This is a genomic window from Neorhizobium alkalisoli, assembly GCF_007829835.1.
In the GTDB taxonomy this organism is placed as follows: Bacteria; Pseudomonadota; Alphaproteobacteria; order Rhizobiales; family Rhizobiaceae; genus Neorhizobium.
Genome location: NZ_VIWP01000001.1, coordinates 1,074,190 through 1,100,187 on the forward strand (window position 1 = coordinate 1,074,190; position 25,998 = coordinate 1,100,187).

The 25,998-nt window shown below is 60.8% G+C and carries 23 protein-coding genes and 1 pseudogene; 9 read left to right on the forward strand and 15 right to left on the reverse strand.

Annotation, left to right across the window (positions count from 1 at the left end):
* Window positions 1–28: 28 nt before the first annotated feature.
* The gene (locus FHW37_RS04740; protein ID WP_145633178.1) at window positions 29–820 is read right to left on the reverse strand and encodes an ABC transporter permease; all 792 of its coding nucleotides are present in this window, start codon (window positions 818–820) and stop codon (window positions 29–31) included.
* A 16-nt stretch (window positions 821–836) separates the two neighbouring features.
* The gene (locus FHW37_RS04745) at window positions 837–1,697 is read right to left on the reverse strand and encodes a shikimate dehydrogenase family protein (protein ID WP_145633181.1); all 861 of its coding nucleotides are present in this window, start codon (window positions 1,695–1,697) and stop codon (window positions 837–839) included.
* A gap of 248 nt (window positions 1,698–1,945) precedes the next feature.
* Here FHW37_RS04745 and FHW37_RS04750 point away from each other — a divergent pair, with 248 nt between their 5' ends.
* Window positions 1,946–2,701, forward strand: a complete 756-nt coding sequence (locus FHW37_RS04750) for a 3-ketoacyl-ACP reductase (protein ID WP_145633855.1) — start codon at window positions 1,946–1,948, stop codon at window positions 2,699–2,701.
* Between the two features lie 13 nt (window positions 2,702–2,714).
* Here the strand turns inward: FHW37_RS04750 and FHW37_RS04755 are convergent, their stop codons facing one another.
* From FHW37_RS04755 to FHW37_RS04770, 4 genes are all read right to left on the reverse strand, one after another.
* Window positions 2,715–3,734, reverse strand: coding sequence for a LacI family DNA-binding transcriptional regulator (locus FHW37_RS04755; RefSeq protein ID WP_145633184.1), 1,020 nt, complete (start codon window positions 3,732–3,734; stop codon window positions 2,715–2,717).
* A 158-nt stretch (window positions 3,735–3,892) separates the two neighbouring features.
* Window positions 3,893–4,729, reverse strand: coding sequence for a fumarylacetoacetate hydrolase family protein (locus FHW37_RS04760; protein ID WP_145633186.1), 837 nt, complete (start codon window positions 4,727–4,729; stop codon window positions 3,893–3,895).
* Between the two features lie 13 nt (window positions 4,730–4,742).
* On the reverse strand, window positions 4,743–5,438 hold the full coding sequence (locus tag FHW37_RS04765; RefSeq protein ID WP_145633190.1) for a DUF4286 family protein: 696 nt from the start codon (window positions 5,436–5,438) through the stop codon (window positions 4,743–4,745).
* Entirely contained in the window at window positions 5,438–5,911 is a 474-nt protein-coding gene (locus FHW37_RS04770; protein ID WP_145633193.1) for a MaoC family dehydratase, read from the reverse strand. Before FHW37_RS04770 ends, FHW37_RS04765 begins: the two co-directional genes overlap by 1 nt.
* A 151-nt stretch (window positions 5,912–6,062) precedes the next feature.
* Between FHW37_RS04770 and FHW37_RS04775 the strand changes: the two genes are divergently transcribed.
* The 5 genes from FHW37_RS04775 to otnC are packed head-to-tail and all read left to right on the forward strand — an operon-like array spanning window position 6,063 to window position 11,416.
* Window positions 6,063–7,661 carry an acyl CoA:acetate/3-ketoacid CoA transferase gene (locus tag FHW37_RS04775; RefSeq protein ID WP_145633196.1) on the forward strand — a complete coding sequence of 533 codons (1,599 nt, stop codon included), beginning with the start codon at window positions 6,063–6,065 and terminating at the stop codon, window positions 7,659–7,661.
* Window positions 7,662–7,690: 29 nt separating this feature from the next.
* The gene (locus tag FHW37_RS04780) at window positions 7,691–8,467 is read left to right on the forward strand and encodes a hydroxypyruvate isomerase family protein (protein ID WP_246690667.1); all 777 of its coding nucleotides are present in this window, start codon (window positions 7,691–7,693) and stop codon (window positions 8,465–8,467) included.
* Window positions 8,468–8,501: 34 nt separating this feature from the next.
* Complete coding sequence (gene denD / locus FHW37_RS04785; RefSeq protein WP_145633203.1) at window positions 8,502–9,470, forward strand: D-erythronate dehydrogenase; 969 nt, start codon at window positions 8,502–8,504, stop codon at window positions 9,468–9,470.
* Between the two features lie 27 nt (window positions 9,471–9,497).
* Entirely contained in the window at window positions 9,498–10,784 is a 1,287-nt protein-coding gene (otnK, locus tag FHW37_RS04790) for a 3-oxo-tetronate kinase (protein ID WP_145633206.1), read from the forward strand.
* Window positions 10,781–11,416: a 3-oxo-tetronate 4-phosphate decarboxylase gene (gene otnC / locus FHW37_RS04795; protein WP_145633208.1), complete on the forward strand. Its 636-nt coding sequence runs from the start codon at window positions 10,781–10,783 to the stop codon at window positions 11,414–11,416. The genes otnK and otnC overlap by 4 nt, the downstream gene beginning before the upstream one ends.
* Here the strand turns inward: otnC and FHW37_RS04800 are convergent.
* The 6 genes from FHW37_RS04800 to FHW37_RS04825 all read right to left on the reverse strand — a co-directional run bounded on the left by FHW37_RS04800 (window position 11,404) and on the right by FHW37_RS04825 (window position 19,200).
* Window positions 11,404–12,222 carry an ATP-binding cassette domain-containing protein gene (locus FHW37_RS04800; RefSeq protein ID WP_246690686.1) on the reverse strand — a complete coding sequence of 273 codons (819 nt, stop codon included), beginning with the start codon at window positions 12,220–12,222 and terminating at the stop codon, window positions 11,404–11,406. The genes otnC and FHW37_RS04800 overlap by 13 nt on opposite strands.
* A gap of 45 nt (window positions 12,223–12,267) precedes the next feature.
* A complete protein-coding gene (fhuB, locus tag FHW37_RS04805; RefSeq protein WP_145633214.1) occupies window positions 12,268–14,247 on the reverse strand; it encodes a Fe(3+)-hydroxamate ABC transporter permease FhuB in 1,980 nt (659 codons plus the stop codon).
* Window positions 14,244–15,131 (reverse strand): ABC transporter substrate-binding protein, encoded by an 888-nt coding sequence (locus tag FHW37_RS04810; protein WP_246690668.1) that lies wholly within the window; start codon window positions 15,129–15,131, stop codon window positions 14,244–14,246. Before FHW37_RS04810 ends, fhuB begins: the two co-directional genes overlap by 4 nt.
* A 4-nt stretch (window positions 15,132–15,135) precedes the next feature.
* Window positions 15,136–17,601 (reverse strand): TonB-dependent siderophore receptor, encoded by a 2,466-nt coding sequence (locus FHW37_RS04815; RefSeq protein ID WP_246690669.1) that lies wholly within the window; start codon window positions 17,599–17,601, stop codon window positions 15,136–15,138.
* Between the two features lie 105 nt (window positions 17,602–17,706).
* Complete coding sequence (locus tag FHW37_RS04820) at window positions 17,707–18,648, reverse strand: FecR family protein (RefSeq protein WP_145633217.1); 942 nt, start codon at window positions 18,646–18,648, stop codon at window positions 17,707–17,709.
* Between the two features lie 45 nt (window positions 18,649–18,693).
* Window positions 18,694–19,200, reverse strand: coding sequence for an RNA polymerase sigma factor (locus FHW37_RS04825; RefSeq protein ID WP_145633220.1), 507 nt, complete (start codon window positions 19,198–19,200; stop codon window positions 18,694–18,696).
* Window positions 19,201–19,320: 120 nt separating this feature from the next.
* Here FHW37_RS04825 and FHW37_RS04830 point away from each other — a divergent pair.
* Window positions 19,321–19,427: pseudogene (locus FHW37_RS04830) on the forward strand (fumarylacetoacetate hydrolase family protein); the annotation flags it as partial.
* Between the two features lie 112 nt (window positions 19,428–19,539).
* Here the strand turns inward: FHW37_RS04830 and FHW37_RS04835 are convergent.
* Entirely contained in the window at window positions 19,540–20,061 is a 522-nt protein-coding gene (locus FHW37_RS04835; protein WP_145633223.1) for a nuclear transport factor 2 family protein, read from the reverse strand.
* A gap of 154 nt (window positions 20,062–20,215) precedes the next feature.
* Between FHW37_RS04835 and FHW37_RS04840 the strand changes: the two genes are divergently transcribed.
* Window positions 20,216–21,142: a LysR family transcriptional regulator gene (locus tag FHW37_RS04840; protein ID WP_186458141.1), complete on the forward strand. Its 927-nt coding sequence runs from the start codon at window positions 20,216–20,218 to the stop codon at window positions 21,140–21,142.
* Window positions 21,143–21,154: 12 nt separating this feature from the next.
* On the opposite strand, the gene FHW37_RS04845 is transcribed toward FHW37_RS04840, so the two are convergent.
* Window positions 21,155–23,581 carry a membrane-bound PQQ-dependent dehydrogenase, glucose/quinate/shikimate family gene (locus tag FHW37_RS04845; RefSeq protein WP_145633228.1) on the reverse strand — a complete coding sequence of 809 codons (2,427 nt, stop codon included), beginning with the start codon at window positions 23,579–23,581 and terminating at the stop codon, window positions 21,155–21,157.
* 438 nt (window positions 23,582–24,019) lie between these two features.
* Here FHW37_RS04845 and FHW37_RS04850 point away from each other — a divergent pair, with 438 nt between their 5' ends.
* The gene (locus tag FHW37_RS04850) at window positions 24,020–25,027 is read left to right on the forward strand and encodes a LacI family DNA-binding transcriptional regulator (protein WP_145633231.1); all 1,008 of its coding nucleotides are present in this window, start codon (window positions 24,020–24,022) and stop codon (window positions 25,025–25,027) included.
* A 55-nt stretch (window positions 25,028–25,082) separates the two neighbouring features.
* Here the strand turns inward: FHW37_RS04850 and FHW37_RS04855 are convergent, their stop codons facing one another.
* Complete coding sequence (locus tag FHW37_RS04855; RefSeq protein WP_145633233.1) at window positions 25,083–25,973, reverse strand: AraC family transcriptional regulator; 891 nt, start codon at window positions 25,971–25,973, stop codon at window positions 25,083–25,085.
* Window positions 25,974–25,998 lie beyond the last annotated feature (25 nt).

Consider the following 25,998-nt stretch of genomic DNA (forward strand, 5'->3'; position numbering starts at 1 on the left):
CTTCTCCTCCTTGAGTTGATGAAATTTATCAGTCGCGGCTCTGATTCCGCCTCCATGGGGTCATGAAGTATTCGACGAGCTCGACGATGCTGTTCAGGCCAAGTCCGATGATGGTCATGACGAACAGGATCGCGAAGACAAGCTTGGTATCCATCACACCCGTCGCCTGTAGCAGCAGGTAGCCGAGCCCCTGGTTGGCGCCGACGAATTCGGCGACGATCGCTGCAGTCGCGGCGATGGTGGCCGAGGTCTTGAGGCCGCCGAAGATGACCGGAAGTGCCGATGGAAAACGCAGGTAGCGAAAAGTCTGCCAGGTCGTCGCACCCATCGACTTCGTCAGGTAGAGGAAGCGCTGGTCGAGTATCTGGAAGCCCGCGATGCTCGCAAGCAGAAGCGGGAAGAAGGTCAGCAGCAGCGTCAGCATCACTTTCGACGTCGGCCCGAAACCGATCCATACGACGAATAGCGGCGCGATTGCGATTTTCGGAACGAGCTGGATGAAGACGAGAAGCGGATAAAGCATCCGCTTTGCCGTGGGCGACAATGCGATCAGCAGCCCAAGCGGGATTGCCGTCACGACCGACAGCGCAAAGCCCAGCACGATCTCCTGGATCGTCACCAGCGAATGGATCCAGAGGCTCTGACGCGAGGCGATCAGCTCCGGAATGACGGCCTGCGGCGGCGGCAGGAGGTATTTTGGAATATCGAAGGCGACCACGGCAAGCCACCACAGAATGATCAGTCCTATGAAGACCGTGGACGACATAAGCGCCGAACCAACCCAGCCGGGCAGCCTGGAAACCAAACCGTTCTCATTCATGCAAACACTCTCCCTATCAGGCTCGTTCGGCAGCGGCGTTTCCACCGGCTGGCGCTTCGTTCGCCTCTATTTTCCTCAAGAAGCGGAGGACGATCCCCGTCTGTCCTTCCACCATGGCGGATCCGCCGAGCGTGCGGCATCCAAGCGCCGCCGCCCTGCACAGAAGCTCCGTATCCCGGCCCGGCACGATATCGATCACCGCAGTGCGTTCCGTCATTCCGTCGATCGGGACCGGTAGTCCGTCTCCGTCATTCAGGCCGACCGGCGTGGCGTTGATCAAAAGCGAAACGTCCTTCAACCCGACACATCCCGGCGTGATGACGCAATCGCGGTATCTGGCTTTCAGGTCATCGACGAGCGCATTGCGCTTGGGGATGTCGTTCTCGGCGATCGCAATACTGGCTGCTCCCTCGGATGCCAGCGCATAGGCGATCGCGCTTCCCGCCCCACCTGCGCCGATCAGCTGGACGCGGGCGCCTTTCGCGGCGATCCCACGGCTTTTGGCCGCTTCCACGAGGCCGAGGCCGTCGAACATGCCTCCGGTCCACCGACCGTCCGCCTCTCGACGCAGGACGTTCACGGATCCCAGGCGCTCGGCCATTGGTTCGAGGCTTGTCGCAAATGCGAGGGCGCGCTGCTTGTATGGATAGGTCACAATCACTCCGTCGAGATTGCGGGTCTCCAGAAGCCCCTTCATCACGACATCGAATGTGTCCGGTAACGCGTGCCAGGGCACCAGAACCGCGTTCGCTCCGGCGTCTGCGAGCATCCGGTTATAGAATATCGGCGATTTCACCTGCTCGATCGGGTCGCCGATTATCGCGATCAGACGCGTTGCGCCATTGATCTCGGTTCGGCTGCGGCTTTCGATGGTCATCGGGCTCCGCCTCCTCCTGGCCTCGCACCTGCCGAATGGTCTCGGCTGAATAACTATGTATCCGTTTACATTGCTGCTGTTTTATGTCAAGCCCAGAACGATAAGGCTTGAGAAAAACATACCGAAGATCAGCCGGAAGGCTCTGAAAAATATGAATTAAGATCGAAATCTCATATTCGTGAATGGATTAAAAGAAGCCGCCTGAAATGAGAATTCCAACACAGAAGGAAGTGAATATGAGTGTTGCGATGTCATCTGGTTACACAAAAGAAAGCGTCCGCCAGCGCGGAGGAGCTCTCGTGACAGGAGGAGCAGCCGGAATCGGAGCTGCGACCGCGATACGGCTCGCAGACGAGGGATTTGACGTCACGGTCGCGAGTTTGGAGGAGATGGCGTCCCTTCCGCCCGAGATCAGATATGTTCAAGCGGATGTGACGCGCATCGAAACACACGATGCTCTTGTGAGAATGATCCAGCGCCCCGTCGCCCTTGTAAACTGCGCCGGGATTACATCGACCGCCCGCGGCGATATGCTGGAGCTCGCGCCCGAGAGCTTTGATCGGGTGATGGATGTCAACGTCAGGGCGACATTCTTTCTCACCCAGGCGTTTGCGCGCCATATGATCGCTGTCGGCTCTGCCGAGGATTATCGCTCCATCATCTTCGTCGGTTCGATCAATAGCGAGGTCGTTGGCGAAAACCGGGCGGATTACTGCATGTCGAAGGCCGCGGTTACCATGATGTCAAAGCTGTATGCCGCGCGTCTGGCGTCTCAAGGCATTGTAACGCACGAGATCCGGCCCGGCATAATCCGCACGGGGATGACGGCTCCCGCGACCGAGAAATATGACAGGCTGATTGCGGATGGCGGTGTGCCCATGTCCCGTTGGGGTGAGCCGGAAGACGTTGCCAGGGCAATCTGTGCGCTGGCACGCGGCGACTTCCCTTATGCGACGGCGACAGTCACGGAAATCGCCGGCGGCCTGCAGCTGCACAGGGTCTGAGGGCGAGGCCGGATCAGCTGCGAGGTGGGGCGGTGGAGGCGCGCAGGACAAATTCCGTGCGACATTCGAACTGGGTATCGTCTTCGCGTCCGAGAATCCGCGCCAGAATGTGGTTTGCGGCGCGCTGGCCGATCTGATCGCTCGGAACGCGCACGGTCGTGATCGGAACAGGCAGTTCCGACATGATTTCGATGTCGTCGTATCCGACGATGGAGACATCGCCCGGCACCGACAGGCCCATGGCCAGTGCCTCGAGCTCGGCACCGACTGCATGATAGGAGTTTCCGCAGATGATCGCCGTCGGCGGCAAGTCCGTGCTCATCATGCGCCTCAGAAGCGAGCGGGCCTCGCCGATGCTGGAGAGTTCCTTGGCGATCTGGTATGGCCATGCGGAAAGACCGCGTGCCGACAGGGCGTCGCTGACGCCTGCAAGCCGTTCGGCTGCACGGTCGTTATTGGCAACGGATTGCCATATCACGCCAATGCGCCGATGCCCCAAATCGATCAGGTAGTTGGTGACGTCGAACAGCGCCTTCCTGTTGTCCGGGCCGATCGATTTTCCGTGTGTCGCGCGATTGTAGACGAAGGTGTTGATGGACGGGACATTCTGGCGGCTCAGCAATTTCTCCAGTTCGGGGAGATGCTCGTTGCCCACCAGCACGATTCCGTCGACGCCGCGTTCGACGAATTTCCGAACCTGGCGCAGCTCCTGCTCGGGATCATATTCCGAACAGGCGAGCAGCAGCGTAAATCCTTCCGCCAGAAGTTCGTGCTGAAGGATCGTCGCCGTGCGGGCGAAATCGCCATGCGTAAGGGTTGGGAAGACGGCGCCGACTGCGCCCGACCGCCGCGTTGAAAGCGCGCGTGCGGCCGCATCCGGTACCCAGCCGAGATGCTCGATCACGGCTTCGATGCGCAGTCTCAGTTCTTCGGACACGACATCCGGCTTGTTGATGGCCCTTGAAACCGTTGCGGTCGATACGCCGGCGGCCCGAGCGACATCGCGGAGCCCGACGGAAGCCTTGGCAACCATTTGGGTCTCGGCTGCCGATTCAGTCTTTGGATTTCGCGTTCGCTTCGAAATTGCTGCCATCTGATATTTCCGATTGTGACGACGGTGTCGCCGGGAATGGTAGTCGTTGGCCCTAATCCCGGCAACCCGTCGATGCAAGCGTTTACATGGAGCGGTGGTTATATGACGCGCTGTTCCTGAATACCCAGTTTCTCGACGCCGAGCTTCATCGTGTCGCCGCGCTTCAGGAAGCGCAGCGGCACCATGCCGAGGCCGACACCCGGAGGCGTGCCCGTCGTGACGATGTCGCCCGGCTCGAGGATCATGTACTGGCTGATGTAGGAGACAAGCGTCCTGATCGGGAAGATCATGTTGCGCGTCGTGGAATTCTGGAGCCGTTCGCCATTGACCTCCAGCCACAGGGAAAGATCCTGCGGGTTGCCGACCTCATCTGGCGTGACTACCCATGGGCCGATCGGTCCGAATGTCGGGCAGCATTTGCCCTTTACCCACTGGCCCTCGCGCTCCAGCTGGTATTCCCGCTCGGAAACGTCGTTGCAGATAAAATATCCCCCGACGTGATCCAGGGCCTCGTCCTCGGAGACGTAGGATGCGCGTTTGGAGATCACGAAGGCGATCTCGACTTCCCAATCGGATTTGGTGGAATTCGGCGGCAAGACGACGTCATCGTACGGGCCGACGATGCAGGAGCGCGCCTTGTTGAACAGGATCGGTTCCTTGGGGATCTGTGCATTGGTCTCCGTCGCGTGATCGGCATAGTTCAGGCCGACCGCGATGAAGTTGCCCACCTGGGCAATGCAGGGACCGAGCCGGGCGCCTTCGGGTGCCAGTGGCAAGGTGGAAATATCCACGTGCTTCAGGCTTTCGGAAAGCTTTCCGCCGAGGGCGTCACCGGTAATATCCGTCACCAGTCCCGACAGGTCACGGATCTTGCCCTGATCGTCGACGACGCCGGGCTTTTCCTTGCCGCTCTCACCAAATCTCACGAATTTCATGTGTCTCTCCCTGTTAAGCTAACGTGGTCGCCACCTGGTTTTGGGCCAGGCTGTATTGCAGTGAATAAAGGCCTTTGCGCAGATCCGCAGAGGCACCGGCCGCGGCAAGCGCATCCGAAAGCAAGCCGTCATGGTCGAGGGCTGCAAGCCTTTCGGCATCGACGCCTTCGATGAGAAGGATCCATGAGGCGGTTTCATCAGGGCGGTCGCGCAAAGCCTTCTCGGCCGTGGCCTGGCCACCGGCATTCGCATCGCCTTCAAGCAGATGGGCACCGATGATCCCCGGTTCTGCCATCAGCCGCGACGAAAGTTCATCGAGATTGCGTGCAAATACCTCTCTCGGCAGCGTGGTCGAAAGCTGCAGCGTCATGATGGCCGCGCCATCGCCAAGGCCATGGGTGAATGAAACCGCGCAAACCGTTCGTGACGTGTCGGTAAAATTGCTCACCACCGACCGTGTCCATGAGGTGGGTGCGTTCAACCGTTCGACATAGGTCGGAGACGACAGCACGGCGGTATCGTCGGTTTCATAGAAATTGAAATATTTCGGGTGCCCCGAAACCGCGACGTAACGTCGGCCGCGTCGAAAGCCCGGGAGCCCGACGCGTTCGGGAATGTGTTCCCGAACGTGCCAGGACACGAATTCGTCCTCCGCTTCCGGTTTGATACCGTTCCAGATGGCAAGGACGGCGGATCCGGAGAGGGCCATCAGGCTGCCTCCGCGGAAGACGACAGTTTTTTCGCCCAGCGCATGATGTGTTCGCTGACGGCGACGAGTTCGTTGTTCTGATTGAAGACCTCGACCTTCGCGACGCTGCGGCCACGCTCCTTGTCGACAGAGGCGATCCTGTAATGGGCGGTGATCGTATCGCCCAGAATGACGGGCTTGAGGAAGCGGACCCGATCATATCCGGCCGAGACCGGAAAGTCCGTCAGACCTTCCTTATGGATGATATGGGCAATGCTGATCGTCGAGACGGTGCTCATGTATCCGACAGTCAAAGCACCATGCGCAATGCGTTTCCCGATCGACGATTTTTCCTTCATATACTGGTCGTTCACATGGGTGTCGCTGAAATCGCCGGTGATGCCGGCAAACAGTGTGATGTCGGTCTCCCCCACTGTTTTTGCGAACTTAAATACCTGACCTATTTCAACAAAATCCAATCCTGAATTCGCCATCCCATCATCCTCCTAATGCGGCTCTCCGTCCTGCGATCGATCCGATCATGTGCTTGACACGGCTCGATGTCGCGGACTATGTATCCGGTTACATAAGAATTGCATGGCGGTCAATGGTCGGCTTGCTTTCGAGGAAGACCAGGGAGGTAGCATGAAACTGATTTCTGCTGAGGAAGCGGCAAAACTGGTGAGGGACGGCGACAGCGTTCTCGTCAGCGGGTCCGGGGGAGGTCATGCCATCCCCGAGCGCGTGCTGGAGGCTATCGAAGCCCGACATCTGCAAACCGGGAGCCCCAAGGCCCTGACGCTTGTTCACATTGTCGGCCTTGGCGACCGTGCCGCAAAGGGCGCTGCCCGCTTCTGCCATGAGGGCATGCTGCGGCGTTCGATCACCAGCGCATTGATCGATTCCCCGGTGCTGATCGATCTGGCTGCCGCCGACAAGATCGAATCCTACACGCTTCCCCAGGGTGTGCTGTCCCAGTTGATGCGGGAGATGGCGTCAGGCCGTCCCGGTCTCATCACGAAGACGGGTCTGCATACATTCATCGATCCCCGCCAGCTCGGCGGCCGTCAGAGCCCGAGCGCCCGGCAGGATCTCGTCGAGCTGATGACGATCGACGGAGAGGAATATCTGCGCTTCAAGCCGTTCCCGCTGGATATCGTCTTTCTCCGGGGCACCACTGCCGACGAGGACGGCAATATCAGCATGGAGCAGGAAGCCATCTTCGGCGAAATGCTCTCGACCGCGCAGGCCGCCCGCCGCAACGGCGGCATTGTCGTCGTCCAGGTCAAGCGCATGGCGAAGCGTGGGGCTCTGCCCGCCAAAAACGTCAAGATACCCGGCATTCTCGTCGACTATGTGGTCGTCGATCCCGACCAGCGCCAGACTTATGCAACCGATTACAATCCAGCCTATTCCGGTGAGCTGAAAGTGCCGCTTCATGCGCTGCGTCGACTGCCGTTCGATCATCGCAAGATCGTCGCCCGGCGTGCTGCGATGGAAATCGTGCCCGGTGCCATCTGCAATCTCGGCGCCGGCATCTCAACCGGCATTTCCGCTGTCGCCTCCGAGGAGGCCGTGCTTGACCATATCGTGCTGACCAACGAACAGGGTTTCATCGGTGGGGCGCCGCTGACGGGGCCGGATTCCGGTGCATCCCAGAATTACGATGCCATCGTCGACCAGCCTTATCAGTTCGATTTCTATGATGGTGGCGGGCTCGATATCGCCTTCCTCTCCTTCGCCGAGGTCGATCCCGGCGGCAACGTCAATATCAGCCGCTTCGGCTCCAAGATCGTCGGTGTCGGCGGCTTCATCAATATCAGCCAGAATGCCAAGCATATGGTTTTCAGCGGAACCTTCACCTCCGGCGGGCTTGAACTGCAGACGGGTGACGGGGTGCTTGCGATCGCCCAGGAAGGACGGCACAAGAAGTTCGTCAACCGCATCGAGCAGATCTGCTACAATGCCAACTTCGCGAGAAAGCAGGGACGCACTGCCCTGTTCGTCACGGAGCGTGCGGTATTCGATGTTGTCGACGGCAGTCTGCAGCTTGTCGAGATCGCGCCCGGCATCGATTTGGAGCGCGACATCCTTGCGCATATGGCCTTCAAACCTGCAATCTCTCCGGATCTTCGGCTGATGGATGCACGCCTGTTCCGTCCCGAGCCGATGAACCTGATCGACGATATCGAAGCCAACCGCACCCGCAATGCAGCAAACCCGATGAAGAGGGCGGCCGAATGAGCCGGAGCACTACTGACTTTCGGTCCCGAATGACCGCGAATATCGCGTTCATGTTCGCCGACCTGCCGTTCATCGACCGCATTCCGGCTGCTGCTGCGGCAGGCTTCAAGTTCGTCGAGTGCCATTTTCCCTATGACATCCCGGTGGACAGATTGCTGGCCGCCTTGAACGCCGCCGGCGTGCAGATGACGGGGATCAACACCGCTCCCGGCAATCTGGAGCGCGGCGAATGGGGGCTTGCCGCCATCGCGGGGCAGGAGGCTCAGTTCAAGGCCGATTTCAATCAGGCCCTTAACTACGCGGTGGCGCTCGGGGCAAAAGCCATTCACGTCATGGCAGGCGTGATCCAGGACCCGAGCGATCGCAGGCAAGCCCTGCGGGTCTACGTGGATAACCTCCGCAGCGTCGCAAAATCGGCGGCCGCGCATGGCATCACACTCCTGCTCGAGCCGCTCAACACGCGCGACAAGCCCGGTTACCTGGTGAGCCGCTCGGATGAGATCGCCGAGATTCTTGCAGAAATCGCGGAACCCAACGTCAAGCTGCTGTTCGATATCTATCACGTGCAGATCATGGAGGGTGATCTTACCCGGCGGATCGAACGTCATGCGCCGCTCATCGGCCATGTCCAGCTTGCTTCCGTTCCCGACCGATGGGAGCCGGATCTCGGCGAAGTCCAGCTTGGCCATGTCCTCGCCGCGCTCGACCGTGCCGGATATGCGGGGCTGATCGGCCTCGAATACAGGCCCAGAGGAGACACGGCCGCAGGGCTGTCGTGGATCGACCGACTGGAAGCCGCGAACTGATCGCGAAACAGCAGACATACATGGGAGAGTAGTTATGCGCATCGCCATCCTGGGTGCTGCCGGAATGCTGGGCAGAAGACTGGCCGAGCGTCTGGCGGCGGAAGGACTTCTTGCCGGAGAGACCATCACGGCATTCACCCTTCACGATATCTTTCCGGCACAGCCCGTCAGCGGCAATTTCGACGTCGAGATCCTGACATCGGACTTCTCCGAGGAGGGAGAAGCGGAGCGGATCCTGTCGCAGCGTCCCGACGTCATCTTCCATCTTGCCGCCGTGGTGTCGGGTGAAGCCGAAGCCGATCTCGACAAGGGATATAGGGTCAATCTCGAAGGCACACGCGCGCTTCTGGATGCCGTCCGGAAAATCGGTGGTGGTTACCGCCCCCGTTTCGTGTTCACCTCATCGCTTGCCGTTTTTGGCGCGCCGCTTCCGGATGTCATTCCTGATGATTTTCTCCTGCGGCCGCTTTCGAGTTATGGTGCGCAGAAAGCTGTGGGCGAGCTTCTGGTCGCCGATTATTCCCGGCGCGGCATCATCGACGGGTTGAGCATCCGTCTTCCGACGATCTGCGTGCGGCCCGGTCGCCCCAACAAGGCGGCATCGAGCTTTTATTCCGGTATCATTCGCGAGCCTCTCAATGGAGAAGAAGCGATCCTCCCGGTACCGCGTACCATGCGTCACTGGTTTGCATCACCGCGCAGGGCAGTCGGGTTTCTTATCAGGGCTGCCGAGGTGGCAGGCCCTGGCCTCGCCATCAGGACGCTGACGATGCCGGGCGTTTCGGCAACGGTGGAAGACGAAATCGAGGCCTTGCGGCAGGTTGCCGGAGACGAGGCGGTTGCTCTCATTCGCGAGGAGCCGGATCCGGCAATCCATGCCATCGTCAGCACCTGGCCCAAGGCCTTCGATGCCCGTCTTGCCCTGGATCTCGGCTTTGTTCCGGATGCAAGTTTCGAGGAGATCGTCGAGATCTATTGCCGCGATGAACTCGGACGCGCCTGACGCCGGTTTCGCAGGGAGGAAAACACCATGCTGTTAGGCGTGATTGCCGACGATTTTACGGGTGCGAGCGATATCGCAAACACTCTGGCCAAGGGGTATGGCGGCGTGCGCGGCTTCGCCACGACCCAGTTCCTCGGCGTCCCTCGCGAAAATGCCAGGGCTGAATGCGAAGCGGGCGTCGTTGCTCTGAAGACGCGCTCCATCCCGCCGGAAGAGGCCATCGCACAATCGCTGGAAGCGCTTGCCTGGCTCCGGGCGCAAGGGTGCCGCCAGATCGTCTTCAAATATTGCTCGACATTCGATTCCACGCCGCAGGGGAATATCGGACCGGTCGGCGAGGCGCTGGCCGCTGCGCTCGGGGCAAAGGGCGTTGTGGTCTGCCCGGCATTCCCGGGTGCGGGCCGCACGCTCTATCGTGGCAACCTCTTTGTCGGTGACGTGCCCCTCAACGAATCCAGTCTCAGGGATCATCCTTTGAACCCGATGACGGACAGCGACATCCGCCGCTGGCTGCGGCAACAGGCAAAGCAGAAAGTCGGCTCCGTCAACTGGGATATCGTCCGCAAGAGCGGCGAGGCATTACGCGCCGCTCTTCATGCCGCCGGAGAGCAGGGCGAAACCCTCGTTGTGGTCGATGCCATCAGCGATGAGGACCTTCTGACCATCGGCGCCGCGGTCAAGGGGGCCCCCCTCCTGACCGGAGGATCGGGCATCGCGCTCGGTCTTGCCGCCAATTTTGCTTCGGAGCGAAGCCTGTCGTCGGAAGATACGGGATTTGCCGGCATGACCGGTCGCGAGGCCGTTCTGGCCGGGAGTTGTTCCCAGGCGACGTTATCCCAGATCGATCATCATCTTAAGGCACATCCCGGGATGGCGATCGACGTCGAACAGGTCATGGACGGCAGCTTGCAGGTCACAACGGTGGTCGATTTCGTGCTCGCGCATGGCGGCGAAGCCCCGTTGGTCTATTCATCGAACAACCCGCAGGCAGTGAGAAAGCTGCAGCAGGAATACGGTCGGGAGACAATTGCGGATAAGCTCGACGGTTTCTTCGGTTCGGTCGCGAGTTCGCTTGTCGCCAACTGTGTCGAGAGACTGGTTGTCGCCGGCGGAGAAACGTCCGGAGCAGTCGTCTCGGCCCTCGATCTGGATGCGCTGACGATCGGCCCGGAGATCGCACCGGGTGTGCCGATCCTCACCAACCCCTATCCGCTGGCGCTGGCGCTCAAATCGGGTAATTTCGGGCAGACCGATTTCTTCGAACGGGCGCTCGGGATGATGGCTGGACGTGAAGTGGGGGATACTGCCCGATGAGCGAGGCAAAGCTGCGCGAAGAGATGGTGATGTTGTCACAGTCTCTGTTCGAACGGGGGTATTCGGTCGGATCCGCGGGCAATATCAGCGCTGCGGTCGATGACGGTCTGCTCATCACGCCGACGAATTCCTGCCTCGGATTTCTCGATCCCGCCCGGATCTCGAAGATCGATGTTGAGGGAAATCACGTCGCCGGCGACAAACCCTCCAAGGAAATCTTCCTTCACCGGGCATTCTACAAGACCAGGCCTAACACGGGTGCGGTCGTACATCTCCACTCGACCTACGCCACTGCGATATCCTGCCTGAGTTCCACGGACCCCGACGACTGCATCGAGCCGATCACGCCCTATGTGGTGATGCGGGTAGGGACGGTGAAGATCCTGCCCTATGTCCCTCCCGGAGATCCGGCGATGGGCGAGATGATCGTCGCCCTCAAAGGTTCCGTGAATGCCGTTCTGCTTGCAAACCATGGGCCGGTCGTCGCCGGGCCGGACCTGCGGAGCGCCGTCTTCGCAGCGGAAGAGCTGGAAGAAACCTGCAAGATCCTTATGATCCTGAAGGGGCAACCATACAGATTGCTGAGCGAGGAACAGGTTCAGGAACTGAACGCACGTCGTTACCTGACATAGCTCATCGGGTGACCGGAGTCGGGATGCCGCATGACGCCCATTCGGGTTCCGTAGATTGCCTGCAGCCGATCCGGCGTCAGAATTTCCTCGGGCCTGCCGCGCGCAATCAGTGTGCCCGAATGAAGGGCGAGGATTTCGTCGCAGAAACGGGCGGCCATGTTGACGTCGTGGAGGACGAGGACAACGCCCAGTCCGCGCTCCTCGGTGAGCCGGCGAACGAGGGACAGGACTTCGACCTGATGGGCGATATCCAGAGCCGAGGTCGGCTCGTCGAGCAGGAGGCAGTCGGGGTTCTGGGCGACCAGCATGGCCAGCCAGACGCGCTGACGTTCCCCGCCGGACAGGGTATCGACTGCACGGTCGCGATAGATCGCAACGTCGGTCAGTTCCATGGCTTCCTCGACCATTTTCCGGTCCTCGGCACCAAACCGGCCGAGTGCGCCATGCCAGGGATAACGCCCGAGGGCCACGAGCTCGCCGACAAGCATGCCGGCTGCCGCCGGCGTCTGCTGGGGCAGATAGGCGACCTTGCGGGCGAATGGCCGGTCACGCCACTCCTCCAATCGTTTGCCTTCGAAGGAGATCACGCCGCCGGTGGGCACCTGCTGGCGCGCGAGAAGCTTGATCAGGGTGGATTTTCCGGAGCCATTATGGCCGATGAGGCCAATGACGCTGCGCGCGGGGAGGGTCAATGTCAGCGGCTCCAGCAGGACGCGCTGGCCGGCGGAAAAGCTTGCATGGTCGAGTTCGAACAGTGGCGTGGCACTGTCGCCGGGATGTGCCGCGATGACTTGTGAAGTCTGCATTTCCGTGTGTTCCGATATGTCATTCATGGGATCCGCCTCTCGCTCCTATGGCCGCGACGTGGTCTTGCCGTTTGAGCGGATTACCCAAAGGAAATACGGTCCGCCGATGAATGCCGCGATGACGCCCGCAGGTATCTCGTATGGAAAGTCCGCGGCCCGTCCGAGCCAGTCGGCGGTGATCATCAATGCAGCGCCGATGGCGCTGGCGGCGAAAAGCATGCGTGTCTGTCCCCGCACGCCGGCTACTCGCGCGATGTGTGGTGCCATCATGCCGACGAAGCTCAAGGGGCCGACAACCAGTGTCGCGATACCGGTCAGGGTGGCGACAAACAGCAGCAACACGACGCGCGAGCGCCCCGGATTGATGCCGAGCGCGCGCGCCGTATGATCGCCGAGGGGCAGCACCTCCACCCAGCGCCGAAACAGGGGGGATAAAGCTAAGCCGATCAGGGCAAGCGCCGTTGCAATCAGCGCGACGATGCCCGTGGCCCGGAATGTCGGCCCCATCGTCCATGCCAGAATATAGCTGGCCCGCGGGTCACCGCTCGCGACAATGAGGGAGATGATGGCGGTTGCAAGCGCCCCGACCGCGATGCCGCCCAACAGAACCGGCCCCGGTGCATAACTTCTTCGTCTGGCGACCGCCAGCACGAGAGAGAAGGACAGGATTGCGCCGATTATGCCCCCGGCAATCGGCATGAGGGGAGAGCCCATGCCGCCGAAGAAGAATGCGGCGATGATGCCAAGTCCCGCGCCTCCGCTGACACCGAGCCCCTCGGGGCTGGCCATCGGATTGCGGGTGATCGCCTGTGTGATGGCGCCGGCCATGGCAAGCATGGCGCCGGCACTGGCTGAGGTCAGGACACGCGGCCAGCGGCCGGAAAGGATTCCCCACGGATCGATGCCATGGGTGAACAACTGCTCGGTCAGCGAGAAGATTGCGGCGAAGACCAGGATCGCGCCGCAGACGAAAACGAGGGCTCGGCCGGATGTCGGGCGTGGGGACGTGTGTTCCGCGATCGGCGTGAGTTGGTCGATCGATGGCGAGGCGCTTCTGAGCAGTGCGAGCATCAACAGGGCACCGGCGATCGCGGTGATCGTGCCGGTCGGCACTTCACCGATGATCGGTGCGCTGACGAGAACAATGCTGTCGGCGACCAGCAGCAGGAAGGCGCCGATCAGCGCTCCCCAGAACAAACGCTCGTTCAGCGTCCGGGCGCCTGCCATGCGGGCAATGTGGCTTGCGGCAAGGCCGACAAAGGCGATCACGCCGACCCTTGCTACCACAAAGGCCGCCAGGATCGTTGCGATGAACAGAACCAGTGCGCGCATGCTGGGCAGCGACAGGCCAAGGCTGCGGGCGTTTGCGTCATCCAGGCCGGCGATCGCCAGCGGACGCTGGAAAAGCAGCAGGACGGGCACGAAGATGATCAGGCGTATCGCCAGTGCAATGGCGTTCGAGTAATCGTTCTGGATCAACGATCCACTGCCCCAAATGAAGACGCCGCGCAGATATTCATGGTGGAAAAGCGCCAGGATAACCGAGGCCGAACCCGCCGAAAAACTGATGACCATGCCGCAGAGCAGCAGCGTCATCGGAGAAAAGTCGGTCTTGCGCGCAAGGCCAGAGACGATCGCCACCGCCACAAGACCGCCGATGAGCGCTGCGATGTCCCGCTGGAAGGCCGATATCGTGACGACTGAGAGCGACAAAAGCGTGATCGCCAGCTGCGCGCCGGAAAGGATGCCGAGCGTCGATGGCTCCGCGAGTGGATTTTTCAGTAGCTGCTGGAAAATGGTGCCCGCGAAGGTGAGAGCTGCGCCGGCGAGGATGGCGACGATGATCCGCGGCAAAAGCGAGTAATGGACATAGATCTGCCCGAACGAGGCCGGGTCCGGATGCAGAAGCGTGGCCGACAGATCTGCGATCGGAACATAGCCGGAGATGGCGACCGCATAGAGACCGAAGGCCGCCAGCGCCATGATGACGCAAAGGCGGGTAGGGGTTATCAGCCGTGAGATCATGCGAGGCCGAGACCCTGTCGGATGACTTCGGCAAAGCGCATGGCCGAAGGAAACGCGCCAAAAACCCAGGTCGGCGGGATCATGGCGACATGGCCATTGCGCACCGCCGGCAGGGACTTCCAGAGCGCGCTCTGCAGGAATGTGCCGGGCGGACCGGGTTCGATGATGATGATCCGGGCCTCCGGATAACGGGCGATCGCATCCAGGCCTGCTGTCGCAAATCCCCAATTGTTGGTCGCGCCGTTCCAGGCATTCGGGATGCCGAGGCGTTTCAGGACGTCGTCGAACAGGCCTCCGGCGCCATAGATGTCGACCAGCCTGTCGTCGGTGAACTTGATGATCAGCAGTGGCCGCCCGTCGTATTTTTTGGCTTCGGCGGCAATCGTCTCAAGCCGGGCGTCGGATTGCTGTAGATACTCCGTGGCAACCTGTTCCCGGCCGGTTTTGGCTGCGATTTCCCGAAGCGCTCTCTCGGCTGCGGCCAGAGGTTTGCGCTCGGCACTGTAGAGCGGCAGCGCAAGGGTCGGGGCAATCTCGTTGAGCCGCGCCTGCGAGACACCATATCCCACCTGCGACAGGATCAGATCCGGCTTCAACGATCTCAGCAATTCCATATTCGGCCAGGACCTCAGGCCGAGGTCGATCGTCTCCTGCGACAGGGCCGGGACGACCACCCGGTCACCGTAAAGAGGCGCTTCGGCGACGGCCATCGGCTGAAGTCTCAGCGCAAGCAGGGTTTCCGCCCATCCCCAATCGAGAACCGCGATCCTCGATGCCTCAGGTGAGGCGGCGGCTTCAGCCGCTACGAAAACAGACGCCAACGCGACGGCAAATTGCCGTCGCGTCAGTCCATGGTCGCGGTTCGGTTCGGCAGGACGAGGCACGGCCTTACCAGCTGTATTTCAGGGTCGCGTAGACGCTGCGACCTTCGCCCCAGTAGCAGCCCGTGGCCGCGATGCAGGTCGATACATATTTGCGGTCAAACAGGTTGCTGAAGTTGAGCGATGCCTTCAGGCCTTCGAGCTTCGGATTGGCCTTGCCGAAATCGTACCGGACCGCCGCGTCGAAGACCGTATAGGACGGAATGTCGAACTGGTTGGCATTGTCGCCAAAGGTCTGGCCGGTATAGCGGGCGCCTGCACCAAAGCTCAAACCATCCCAGGCATCCGACGACTGGACGGCATAATCGAGCCAAAGCGATGCCTGCTGGCGCGGAACGAAGGCGAACCGGTTGCCCTGATTGCTGACACCGGCGGCATTTGCATTGGCCTTGGTGATCTCGCTGTCCGTATAGGCATAGGATGCGAGAATGGAGAGAGCGTCGGTGAGTTCTGCCTTGCCTTCCAGCTCAACGCCTCGCATGCGGACCTGGCCCGTCTGGACGCTGAAGCTGGTGTTTTCCGGATCGGGCGACAGGACATTGTCCTGCGTCAGGTGATAGGCGGAAAGGGTGATGAAGCTGTTGCTGCCATCGGGCTGGTATTTGACGCCGACTTCGAACTGTTCACCGGTGGTCGGGTCGAAGGTGTTACCGGCACGGTCCGTGCCGCTGGCCGGATTGAACGAGGTCGAGTAGCCGGCATAGGGCGAGAAGCCGTTGTCGAAATTATAGACGAGGCCGGCCCGCCAGGTGAACTTGCCATCCCTCTGGTCGACCTTGTTATCCGCGGCGCTTGTCCGGGTCCTGGTATCCGTGTCAGCCCAGTCGTAGCGGCCGCCAAGCGAGAAGACGAAATTGTTCCATTCCATCTGGTCCTGGGCGTAAAGCCCGACCTGGCTGCGCTCCTGATCGATCCGCGTTGCAATCGGCGGCCGGCTGATTGGCGTTGCGCCGTAAACCGGATCCAGCCCGTTGAACGGCGTGAAGATCGGGGACAGGGCGGATTCCTCGTAGCGGCTGCTCTCGTAGGAATAATCCAGACCGAACAGGGCGGTATGGGCGAAATCTCCGGTCTGGAAATGCCCGATTGCCTGATTGTCGATAGTGACGGCACGGGCACTTTCCGGGAAGGCCCAGGCATAACGATAGAAGGCCTTCGGATCGCAGGCGGCCGGGCAATAGGGCTGAACGCGCTGGGTATCGGTGTCGATATAGGAATAACGAAGGTTCTGCCGGACGGTCCATGTGTCGTCGAGATCATGCTGGAACTCGTAGCCAACAGATGCCTGGTCGCTCCTGTAATGGTCGTAGCCCGGCTCGCCGGGAAATGCGCTGCGCGGCAATTCCGGATAGATGCCGGTATAAAGCGTGCCGTTTGCGGGAAGGGCCGGCGCTCCGCCGCCTCCGGGGGAGTCGATATGCTGGTAGCTGCCATAAAGCGTCAGCGACGTGCCTTCATGCGGCTTGAAGGTGAGTGATGGCGCAATATAGGCCTTCTTCTCGCGCACATAGTCATATTGGGTATCGGTCAGGCGGCCGAGGCCGACGATGCGATAAAGCAGGCTGTCATCATCGCCGATCGCGCCGTTCAAATCGAATGCGGTCTGGATACGATGGTCCGTTCCGAACTGCGTTTCGACTTCGTTTTGAGCCGTGGCGCTCGGGCGCTTCGAGACCATGTTGATCAGGCCGCCGGGATCGCCCTGGCCATAGAGAACCGATGCCGGGCCCTTGAGGACTTCGGCTCGTTCGAGGCCAAAAGGTTCTACGCGTGGCTGGGCGTAACCGCGTGAACCGAACGGCAGTCGCAGGCCATCGAGGTAGCGGCTCGGGCGGAAGCCGCGGATCGTGAACCAGTCATAACGGGAATCGTCGCCATATTGGCTGATGACGCCCGGCGTATAACGGAATGCCTGGGTGAGCGTGGCCGATCCCTGAGCCGCCATCTGGTCCTTGGTGACGACATTGATGGCCTGGGGCGTGTTCTTGAGCGAGCTGTCCGTCTTGGTGCCGGTCGCGCTCTGCGTGGCGATAAATCCCTCGACCGGTCCCCGTGCATGCTCGCCCTGCAGAATGATAGGCTGCAGGGACGTGCCGGCATCCGCAGAGCCGGCGGCGGACGCAGCCTGCGGGTTGATCAGCAGGACCGTGGTTGCAGTCGTAAAGCGATAGGTAAGGCCGGTGCCGGCCAGAAGCCGCGTCAACGCGTTCTCGGCGGTCAGATTACCGGTGAAACCGGCGGTACGAAGATTGGGCGGAAGAGGACCGTCAAACGCGACATCGATGCCTGTCACCGATGAATAACGCACCAGCGCGGCCGACACGGATTGTTCCGAAATCGCAAAGACGTAACTTTTGGCGCCCTGGGCGACGACTTCGGTCGATACCGCAAGCGGCGCAAACCCAACGCACGCTGCCAGCAGCATCCTTCGAAACACGCGAAGGCGATCACCGCCGATTTGATTGTTCTTCACCACTGGATTGGCCCCCTGCAGACGCATTACTGCCCGAGCATTCTCGGGCGTCTCAACAAGGGGACGCGGGCACCCATAAAAAACCTCGGTCGATTTTCGATTTTTTTATTGCGGGTAGATCAGGGTCAGCCAGGGCGAATAGCTCGCAATGCGGATGGGCAGGCCGTCCTCCAGGTTTTCCAATATCCTGCCGGCCCGCCGCACGTCGACAATGATGCTGACGGGTCGGCGCGCCAGGGTCTTGTCCATGACGATCATCTTGCCCCGCCGCCATCTTGAAAGCGTCGCCACGATGTCTTCGAACGGGGTGGAAATGAAGACAAGCTTTCCATCGCGCCAGGAAAGCTGGGTATCGACATCCATCCGTGCCGGGACCGATAGCCGGTCGTTGGCGAAAAGAACGGACTGGCCTTCCTGGACGTCCTGCTCCTCGGTGGGCGAGGAGACCCTTACCGTATGTTCCGTGACGGCGACGACGATGCCATTCTCATGCATCCCGACCGAAAACTGGGTTCCGAGCGCCGTGCTGCGGAGCTGCTTGCAAGCGACGACGAATGGGCGGCTGGCGTCAGGGGCGACAATGAAGAAAGCTTCGCCCTCTTGTAGAACAACCCGGCGTTGGTTCGTGGTGAAATCGAGCGAGATTGCCGTTGCCGTCGACAGTTCGACGATCGACCCGTCCGGCAATGTGAAGCGCGCAGTCTCGCCAACTCCGGTGCGGTAATCCGCGGCCGTGGACCTTAGGTAGATGGCCGAGCCCAATCCGGCTGCGGTAAGGACTATCAGGGCACCGCCCGATTTGAGGACCTTCCGGCGCGTCAGAGACGGGTTTGGCAGAACTTCCGGCAGGGCGGCAGCGCCAAGCCACAAACGCTCGAGTTCGGAATAGGCCGCGACATGTTCGGGACTGCGCTGGAGCCAGGCCCTGAATTCCGCGCGATCATTGGCGGTGGCGCCGTCGTCGAGCAACAACGCGAACCATTCTTCCGCCTGCCGCGAAACGACCGTGTCGGCGGGACAGTGTTCGTTATGGGAGGTATCATGCATCCGCTGCCTCATGACCCGGAACAGGTGCCGCCTCGAAATTTTGGCCTACGCCGCCATTTCCGCGCGCAGACGCCCGAGTGCAACGACCATATGGCCGAAAACCGTCTTGGGCGAAATACCGAGACGTTCTCCGATCTCCACATAGGTGAGACCGTCGATCCGCGAAAGCATGAAAACCTCGCGAGCCCGTGGCGGCATATGGTCGAGTGCTGCCTGCACACGACGAAGCTCCTGGCGGCTTATCGTGGCGGCTTCCGCCGACGGAGTCGGATCCGAGATGGATTCCAGCCCATCGATGCCATCGACAAAGGGAGCGATCTTTTTGCGGCGCTCATGATCCAGGGCAAGATTGCGGCCGGTGATCATGAAATATCCGGCAAGATCGGCAACGTCCCGCAGCAGGCCGGGTCTTTCCCAGAACCGCAGAAACGTATCCTGAAGCAGGTCCGCCGTCGTCGCCGAGCAATGAACCCGGCGATAGATGACGCGCGTCAAACGCGCACGAACGCCCATATAAGTATCGAGAATTTCCGGATGTTCTGCGCTATCCATGAAACGCAGCTATCATCGTCTCGCAATCGAAATCAAGAGTAAAGACGACAAAAAATGTCATGTTTTATTCATGGCATTGATACCTGGGAGGGCTCCCGCTGGCACTGCATATTTCATAGCATCGAATATTGTTCGAGCTCACGCGTCTCGAAGCTGGTGACGTCATTGCCGGCGGCACGTCGGGCGGCGTCGGCGCCAAGCGGAATCCGCCGTTGTGGATGAAACCGGCATTCGCAACGAAATATCCGAGCCACCGGTTTCTCATCGTTCCGATCGATGCCGATCAGGTGCGCCGTTGAAACGGCAATGCGCGCCGTCATCTCGCCCGAAAAAATCGGATCAGAAGGAATACTTTTCGTCCAGGGCCTTGCGCAGGAGATTCTGGTGGATGGCTGATCCGTCAACCGGCAGAAGCGTGCGCTTTTTGACGATCCAGCGGTCATCGCGTCGCTCCAGCTCCCAGCGATTGACCACGGTGCGATGGATCCGGTAGCCGGTCGAGACGCCATGGTTCGGCAGCTCACGCGGCAGCCCCTGATGATCGAGATGGATGATCATCAGATAGGATGTCGCGATCGCCTGATCGCCGCGCAGATCGACGAGCGGGAGGCCTGCGAAATGCGCCAGACCGCCGCGGATCGCCTCGTCATGTTCCGGCCGCTGAATAAAGGCGGCGATGTTCCGGGCGCCTTTTGCGCCATCCAGCGTCGGGCCGCGATCGAATACGCCGTCTTCGTCATAAACCGACAGGGTATAGGCCGCATGCCCCGTATCGGCACTCGGCGGGTGCGATGCGATGAGTTCGTAGATTGCGAGCTTGTCCTCGATGGCGCGCAGCCTGTTTTCCAAAACCTCTGTCAACGATCGATGCTCCTGCTTAAGCGGGCTTGCTGCAATTGGCGGACGCAGCAGGCGTAGGGGAAAGCCAGATACTAGACCGTGCGAAACGGTTGCGATAATACCTTTGAGATCGCAGGTGATGCCGTTTCGGCATCATGCGGAGGCCTGGTATCACATGGACTTGCGGAAACTTCGTTACTTCGTCGGACTTGTCGAGGCCGGCGGATTTCGCCGGGTAGCGGACGTGCTGAAGGTCGCGCAACCAGCCTTGACGCGCCAGATACGCTCGCTGGAAATCGATCTCGGTGTGCAGCTCGTCATCCGGTCGAAGGCGGGCGTAACGCTTCTGCCGGCAGGACAGACGCTCCTGGAGGAAGCGCGTGAGATACTGGCACGCGTCGATCGACTGGGCGAACTCGTTATCCAACTTCAGGTTTCGGAAGCGGCCGGCGAAGTGCGTATCGGCCTGCCGTCAGCTTTGGCGGATACGCTTCTTGGCAGGATTGTCCAGACCGTGAAGGCCGGCCACCCGAATATCCAGATCATATGCCGGGAAGGCGCCGCGGACGCGGCAATCCAGGTCGAGGAGGGTGATCTCGATCTCGCCGTTGTCAGCGTTGCTCCGGGTCCCGTCCGCTATACCTGTCATTTCGAACGCCTTCTCAAAGAGCAGGATTACATGCTGTCGCGCGATACCGGCGCCCTTCAAGCAAAAGAGATATCGCTTCCCGAGCTGTTTGCGAAACCGGTTGTCCTGACGCCCTTGCCCAATGCTCGCCGCTTGCATCTCGAAAAACTTGCCGCCGCATGTGGTGCGAAGCTCGATATCGTGGCGGAAGCGGCGACCATGTCGGCGCAGCTTGAACTCGTTTCGCGTGGTCTCTGCGTTGCCGTGCTGCCGCTCAGCGCTGCTCGCGTGATGCAGCGTGGCGGCATATCCATGATTGCCGTCAAGGACCTCATCTCCTATCGACTTATGCTGGTGAACCGCAGCCCTTTGAGGCCGGTGGCGACGGGCGTTGTCGCAGAAGTCCTTCGCTCGATGTTTCGAGTGCAATATCAGGATCGAGCCGGCGCCGATAACGGAGCCGGCTCGATTTAGCGTGTCGTGCCGTTATTTCGGCAGGGCATAGGCGATGACATAGTCACCGCGGTTGTCATTGGTGCCGGTGCGGGTAGCACCGCCGGCCACGACGACCACATACTGCTTGCCGTCCTTGCCGACATAGCTCATCGGAGCGCCCTGACCGCCGACCGGAAGGCGACCGCGCCACAATTCCTCGCCCGTATCGCTGTCGAGGGCGCGGGTGTAGTAATCGAGCGTGCCGTGGAAGAAGGTCAGGCCACCCTTGGTTACGAGCGGTCCACCCATGGTCGGCATGCCGAGCGGGATGAGCACGCCCGGGACGATGCCGTGAACCGGCGCATCCTGGATCGAGCCCATAGGGACCTGCCACTTGGTCTTGCCGCTGGCAAGATCGATCGCCGTCATCGATCCGAAGGGCGGCTTGAAGCAGGGAATGCCGAGCGGCGAGACGAACATCGAGCGTTCAACACCCCATGGCGTGCCGAGCTGTTCGGAATATTCGCCTTCGGTCGAAGGCTTCAGGCCGATGCGCTTGGCTTCTTCCTGCTTGATGAAACGGCCCCACTGCGCCATGCGGATATCGTTGACGATCAGCGTGCCGGTGGAAGCATCGATCGCGCCGCCGCCCCAGTTGAAGCCGCCGTAATAACCCGGATAGATCAGCGTGCGCTGCTTGTCGGAAAGAGGCGTGAAGTGCCCTTCCCAGCGCATTTCCTTGAATTCGATACGGCAATAGAGCTGATCGAAGATCGTGCCGCCCCACATGTCGGATTCCTTGAACGGCGTGGTGCCGACGGAAATCGCCGAGAAGGGCTGTGTTTCGGCGACCTGCATCCCCTCCATCGACTTGGTCGAGACCTTGCGCTGCTCGACCGGCACGACCGGCTGTCCGTTGCGGCGATCGAGAACGAAGATCTCGCCGCGCTTGGTCAGCTGGATGATGACCGGAACGGTCGACCCATCCGACTTTTTCAGGTCGTAGAGGATCGGCTGCGACGAGACGTCATAGTCGAACTGGTCGATATTGGCGGTGCGGAAGTGCCAGGCTTCTTTGCCGGTCTTCATGTCGACGGCGACAATCGCATCATTGTATTCGTCCGAATACTCATGACGATTGCCGGTCCAGAAGTCCGGGGTCTGGTTGCCTGTCGGGAAATAGGCAAGGCCGAGCTTCGGATCATAGGCGGCCGTGCCCCAGAAATTCGGGGTCTCCGGCGCATAGGTCTGGCCCGGAGGAAGTGGCGTGCTGTCCTTTGCGCCGCGGGCGGCGTCCCAGGCCCAGAGGATCTGGCCGGTGCGGACATCGAAGCCGCGCACGACGCCGGAAGGTTCTCCGACGGTGAGATTGTCGTTCAGTCGGCCACCGACCATGACGACACCATCGGCGACGAGGGGCGCAGAGGTGACGTTGTACGAACCCTGCTGGCCGCCAACCGGATCCGGCGTCAGGCCGACGCTGAGGTCGACGGCGCCATTGACGCCAAAATCTTCGCAAAGCTTGCCGGTTTCGGCGTCGATCGCGAGCAGGCGGGCATCGGTCGTGGAGGTGAGGATACGCTTGCGGCAAACTTCGGGCAGCGCGACCGGCGCGGCTGCGCCGTTCGAGCCGGCATTGTCCGTTGCAGGTGCCGCAATCGCTGTGAGATCGGCATAACCGACGCCGCGGCAACGCCGCCAGCCCTTGGTGCTTTCGGAAATCTTCGCATGCGGATCGAATTTCCAGCGCTCCTTGCCGGTCGTAGCTTCGAGCGCGATGACGATATTCGATGGCGTGCACAGATAGACCGTGTCGTCGATCTTGAGTGGCGTCGTCTGATATTCCTTGCCGTCGACGGCCAGATCGCCGGTGCGGTAGGTCCACGCGACCTGCAGGTCCTTCACGTTGGACTTGTTGATCTGGTCGAACTGAGCAAACCGATTGCCTTCGGTATTGCGGCCATAGGCAGGCCAGTCATTGCCGCTATCCTTGCCGGCATCGGCATTGACGACCGGGGCGGCTTCGCTGCTGGTGGCAACAATGGTCGGATGCGGGCGGAACATGCCGCCCAATGTGGCGACAAAGGCCGCCGCAAGGACAACCGACAGGCCGGCCGCGTATTTACCCGGCAAAGCGGGTCTGCCCGACTTGCGCAGCAGGACCGGTGCAATGATCGCGGTGCCCAGCGCAATGACGAGGAAGGTGACGGTGCGCGGCACGAGCTGCCAGAAATCGATCCCGACTTCCCACAGCGCCCAGAGCAGGCTGACGGCCAGCAGACCGAGCGCAGTCCACAAGGCGGCCGAGCGGCGGCGAATGACGCAGTAACCGATCGCGATCATGGCGATCCCGGCGAGAAGATAGAACCACGAGCCGCCAAGCGAGATCAGCTTGATGCCGCCAGCGGCAAGGCCCAGTCCCAGCAAGGCGACAAGCGCCCCCAGGACACGAAGTGCCCATGTTAAAATGTTGGTCATTTTGAATATTCCGATTGAACAAGTGGAGTGTCAGAAGACATTCCGACAGCAAGGCCGTGCGGCCGTGGCGCATCGTCTTCGACCGATCGCGTTGCTGTGCCAGGCAAGCTTGAAAGCCCATTCGCGCATATGAACTCACTCCGGGTATCTGAGCACGGGATTTTGGCCCCGCCCTGCAATCAGCCGATCGGTCAAAACCACGCGCAAGGACGCGATCCCGGCGGGGAGCCAGGACATGCATTCGGGTCTGCAACGCGGTAGAGTTTCCCTTGGGAGGAAGACCTTTCTATAAGTCCCGGCAGTCAGCTGCGACAAGTCGCCGCCGCAATCGCGCTGGACGGAATCACGTCATCGAAAATGTTGACATTTAGCAATTTCTTGAGCGTTGCATGGACGTCGGGCGCGTGTTGCGGGCCTCGGTAATGACAAGGAGAGTTCGTGAAAAATCCGGTCAAGGCCCCTGGCTTTCGTGAGGTTGCGGATCGGGCGGGCGTGAGCGTCACGACCGTGGAACGCGTTCTCAACGAGCGTGGCAGTGTGTCGCCGGAGACCCGCATGAAGGTTCTGGAGGCGGCGGCCGAGCTGCGCCTGCGCCGGGTCCTGCCGAGCCGCCATTATGGAAACCTGCGCATCGAAGCCATTCTGCCGACCAATCCGACGCCCTATTGGGCAAAACTTTCGGGCGGCCTGAAGGAGGCCGGAAAGCTTCTGCCGCGCGGGATCACGCTTCACAGGACTTTCATTCCGGAAAACGACCCGCCGGCAATGATCCGCGCGATCACGGCCTCGAGGATGAAGCGAAGCGCCCTGATCGTGGCGGCCGAGATCGATGACGAGATTGCCCGCAGCCTGCCAGAGGTGATGCGGCAGGGCGAGATACTCGTGCTTGTCTCGACCATGCTTCCGGGCCTTGCCGCCCAGGCCTATAGCGGGGTGGACAATATTGCATCCGGCCGGACAGCTGCATCGCTGATCAATTTCGCAATGCGGGGGCAGGCCTGCAGGGTTGGGGTCCTGCAGGCAAATTCGACCCTGCAGTCGCACCGGGACAGGATCGATGGATTTGTCTCGGAATTGAACCCGGGATCCAGCTTCGAGATCCTGATCACCAACGAAATGCCCGGTGCCTCCGGGCGGTTGCTCTCCAAAATGCTGGCAAAGACACCTGCACTGGATGCGATCTATGAAACGGGCGATTCCGCTGAGGAAATGGCGCCCATCCTCAGAAAGATGCAAAACCGCCCGATCTGGATCGGGCACGAGCGTAACGACGCGCATGACAGGTTGATGCACGAAGGCCTGCTTGATTTCGTTCTCGACCAGGATCCGGAACGACAGGCGCGATGGTCGATGCGGTATATCCTGTCGAAGCTCGGCATCCTGGAATCAGGTTTTTCGACTGTGAGGCGGCCGGAGCTGCGCCTCTTTTGTGCGACCAATCTTTAGCATTCGAGGACCGATCTCCCGTTCGGTTGCCGCTCCGGCGGGTATAGTGGTTCCGTCACGGCGAAAAGACAGCCTCTCGGCGCAGCTGCGCGACATCCTTGGAGGGTGGCAGGCCGAACTGCCGCGCATATTCCCGGCTGAATTGGTTGGGGCTTTCATAACCGACGTGAAAGGCTACGGAGGTCGCATTTCCCTCGCCGGCCATAAGCAGTGTCCGGGCATGCAACAGTCGCACCTGCTTCTGGTACTGGATCGGGCTGAGCGCGGTCACGGCCTTGAAGTGGCGGTGGAAAGCCGAAACGCTCAAGGCGGCCATCTCGGCCAGTGCCTCGACCCTCAGCGGCGTGGCAAAGTTCTGACGGATCCATTGAATCGCAACGCTGATCCGCGAAAGCGCCGCGTCCGGCGTCGCGATATCCCGCAGCATCCAGCCAAGCGGTCCCTGCAGCACACGAAACAGGATTTCCCGCTCGTAGGCAGGTGCCAGTACCGCGATCTCGTCGGGCCGCTTCATCAGCCGCAGCATCCGCACCCAGGCGTCGAGGAATTCGTCATTGACCGGCGCGACCGAAAAGCCCGAGCCGAACAGCTTGCCTGAGATCTGTGCTGGCAGGTCGCTGATCAGGGCTGCGACCGTTGGAGGGTGTAGCGTCAGGCTGACGGCAAGATATGGCTCCCCGGTCGCTGCCGGCTTCACGGCACCGACAGCCGGCAGATCGACCGACATCACGAAATAGGTGGCCGGGTCGTAGGCAAAGGTCCGTTCGCCGACCGTCATTGTCTTCGAGCCGGTCAGGATCAGGTTGATCATCGGTTCATAGACGGTCGCGAGACGATGTTCCGGTATCTCTCCCTGAACCATGACGACGCGGGGGATTCCTGTTTCCGTCCGGCGATTTTCGGCCGATGAGGCCAGTTCGCGCAATTCCTGAAGTTGCTTTTCCATGCAGGCGACCGTGACAGACCCACAA

Excerpts from the sequence above, each read along its gene's own strand:
- FHW37_RS04740 (WP_145633178.1), bottom strand. The coding sequence starts at position 820 with ATGAATGAGAACGGTTTGGTTTCCAGGCTGCCCGGCTGGGTTGGTTCG.
- FHW37_RS04745 (WP_145633181.1), bottom strand. The coding sequence starts at position 1,697 with ATGACCATCGAAAGCCGCAGCCGAACCGAGATCAATGGCGCAACGCGT.
- FHW37_RS04750 (WP_145633855.1), top strand. The coding sequence starts at position 1,946 with ATGTCATCTGGTTACACAAAAGAAAGCGTCCGCCAGCGCGGAGGAGCT.
- FHW37_RS04755 (WP_145633184.1), bottom strand. The coding sequence starts at position 3,734 with ATGGTTGCCAAGGCTTCCGTCGGGCTCCGCGATGTCGCTCGGGCCGCC.
- FHW37_RS04760 (WP_145633186.1), bottom strand. The coding sequence starts at position 4,729 with ATGAAATTCGTGAGATTTGGTGAGAGCGGCAAGGAAAAGCCCGGCGTC.
- FHW37_RS04765 (WP_145633190.1), bottom strand. The coding sequence starts at position 5,438 with ATGGCCCTCTCCGGATCCGCCGTCCTTGCCATCTGGAACGGTATCAAA.
- FHW37_RS04770 (WP_145633193.1), bottom strand. The coding sequence starts at position 5,911 with ATGGCGAATTCAGGATTGGATTTTGTTGAAATAGGTCAGGTATTTAAG.
- FHW37_RS04775 (WP_145633196.1), top strand. The coding sequence starts at position 6,063 with ATGAAACTGATTTCTGCTGAGGAAGCGGCAAAACTGGTGAGGGACGGC.
- FHW37_RS04780 (WP_246690667.1), top strand. The coding sequence starts at position 7,691 with ATGACCGCGAATATCGCGTTCATGTTCGCCGACCTGCCGTTCATCGAC.
- denD (WP_145633203.1), top strand. The coding sequence starts at position 8,502 with ATGCGCATCGCCATCCTGGGTGCTGCCGGAATGCTGGGCAGAAGACTG.
- otnK (WP_145633206.1), top strand. The coding sequence starts at position 9,498 with ATGCTGTTAGGCGTGATTGCCGACGATTTTACGGGTGCGAGCGATATC.
- otnC (WP_145633208.1), top strand. The coding sequence starts at position 10,781 with ATGAGCGAGGCAAAGCTGCGCGAAGAGATGGTGATGTTGTCACAGTCT.
- FHW37_RS04800 (WP_246690686.1), bottom strand. The coding sequence starts at position 12,222 with ATGCAGACTTCACAAGTCATCGCGGCACATCCCGGCGACAGTGCCACG.
- fhuB (WP_145633214.1), bottom strand. The coding sequence starts at position 14,247 with ATGATCTCACGGCTGATAACCCCTACCCGCCTTTGCGTCATCATGGCG.
- FHW37_RS04820 (WP_145633217.1), bottom strand. The coding sequence starts at position 18,648 with ATGCATGATACCTCCCATAACGAACACTGTCCCGCCGACACGGTCGTT.
- FHW37_RS04825 (WP_145633220.1), bottom strand. The coding sequence starts at position 19,200 with ATGGATAGCGCAGAACATCCGGAAATTCTCGATACTTATATGGGCGTT.
- FHW37_RS04840 (WP_186458141.1), top strand. The coding sequence starts at position 20,216 with ATGGACTTGCGGAAACTTCGTTACTTCGTCGGACTTGTCGAGGCCGGC.
- FHW37_RS04845 (WP_145633228.1), bottom strand. The coding sequence starts at position 23,581 with ATGACCAACATTTTAACATGGGCACTTCGTGTCCTGGGGGCGCTTGTC.
- FHW37_RS04855 (WP_145633233.1), bottom strand. The coding sequence starts at position 25,973 with ATGGAAAAGCAACTTCAGGAATTGCGCGAACTGGCCTCATCGGCCGAA.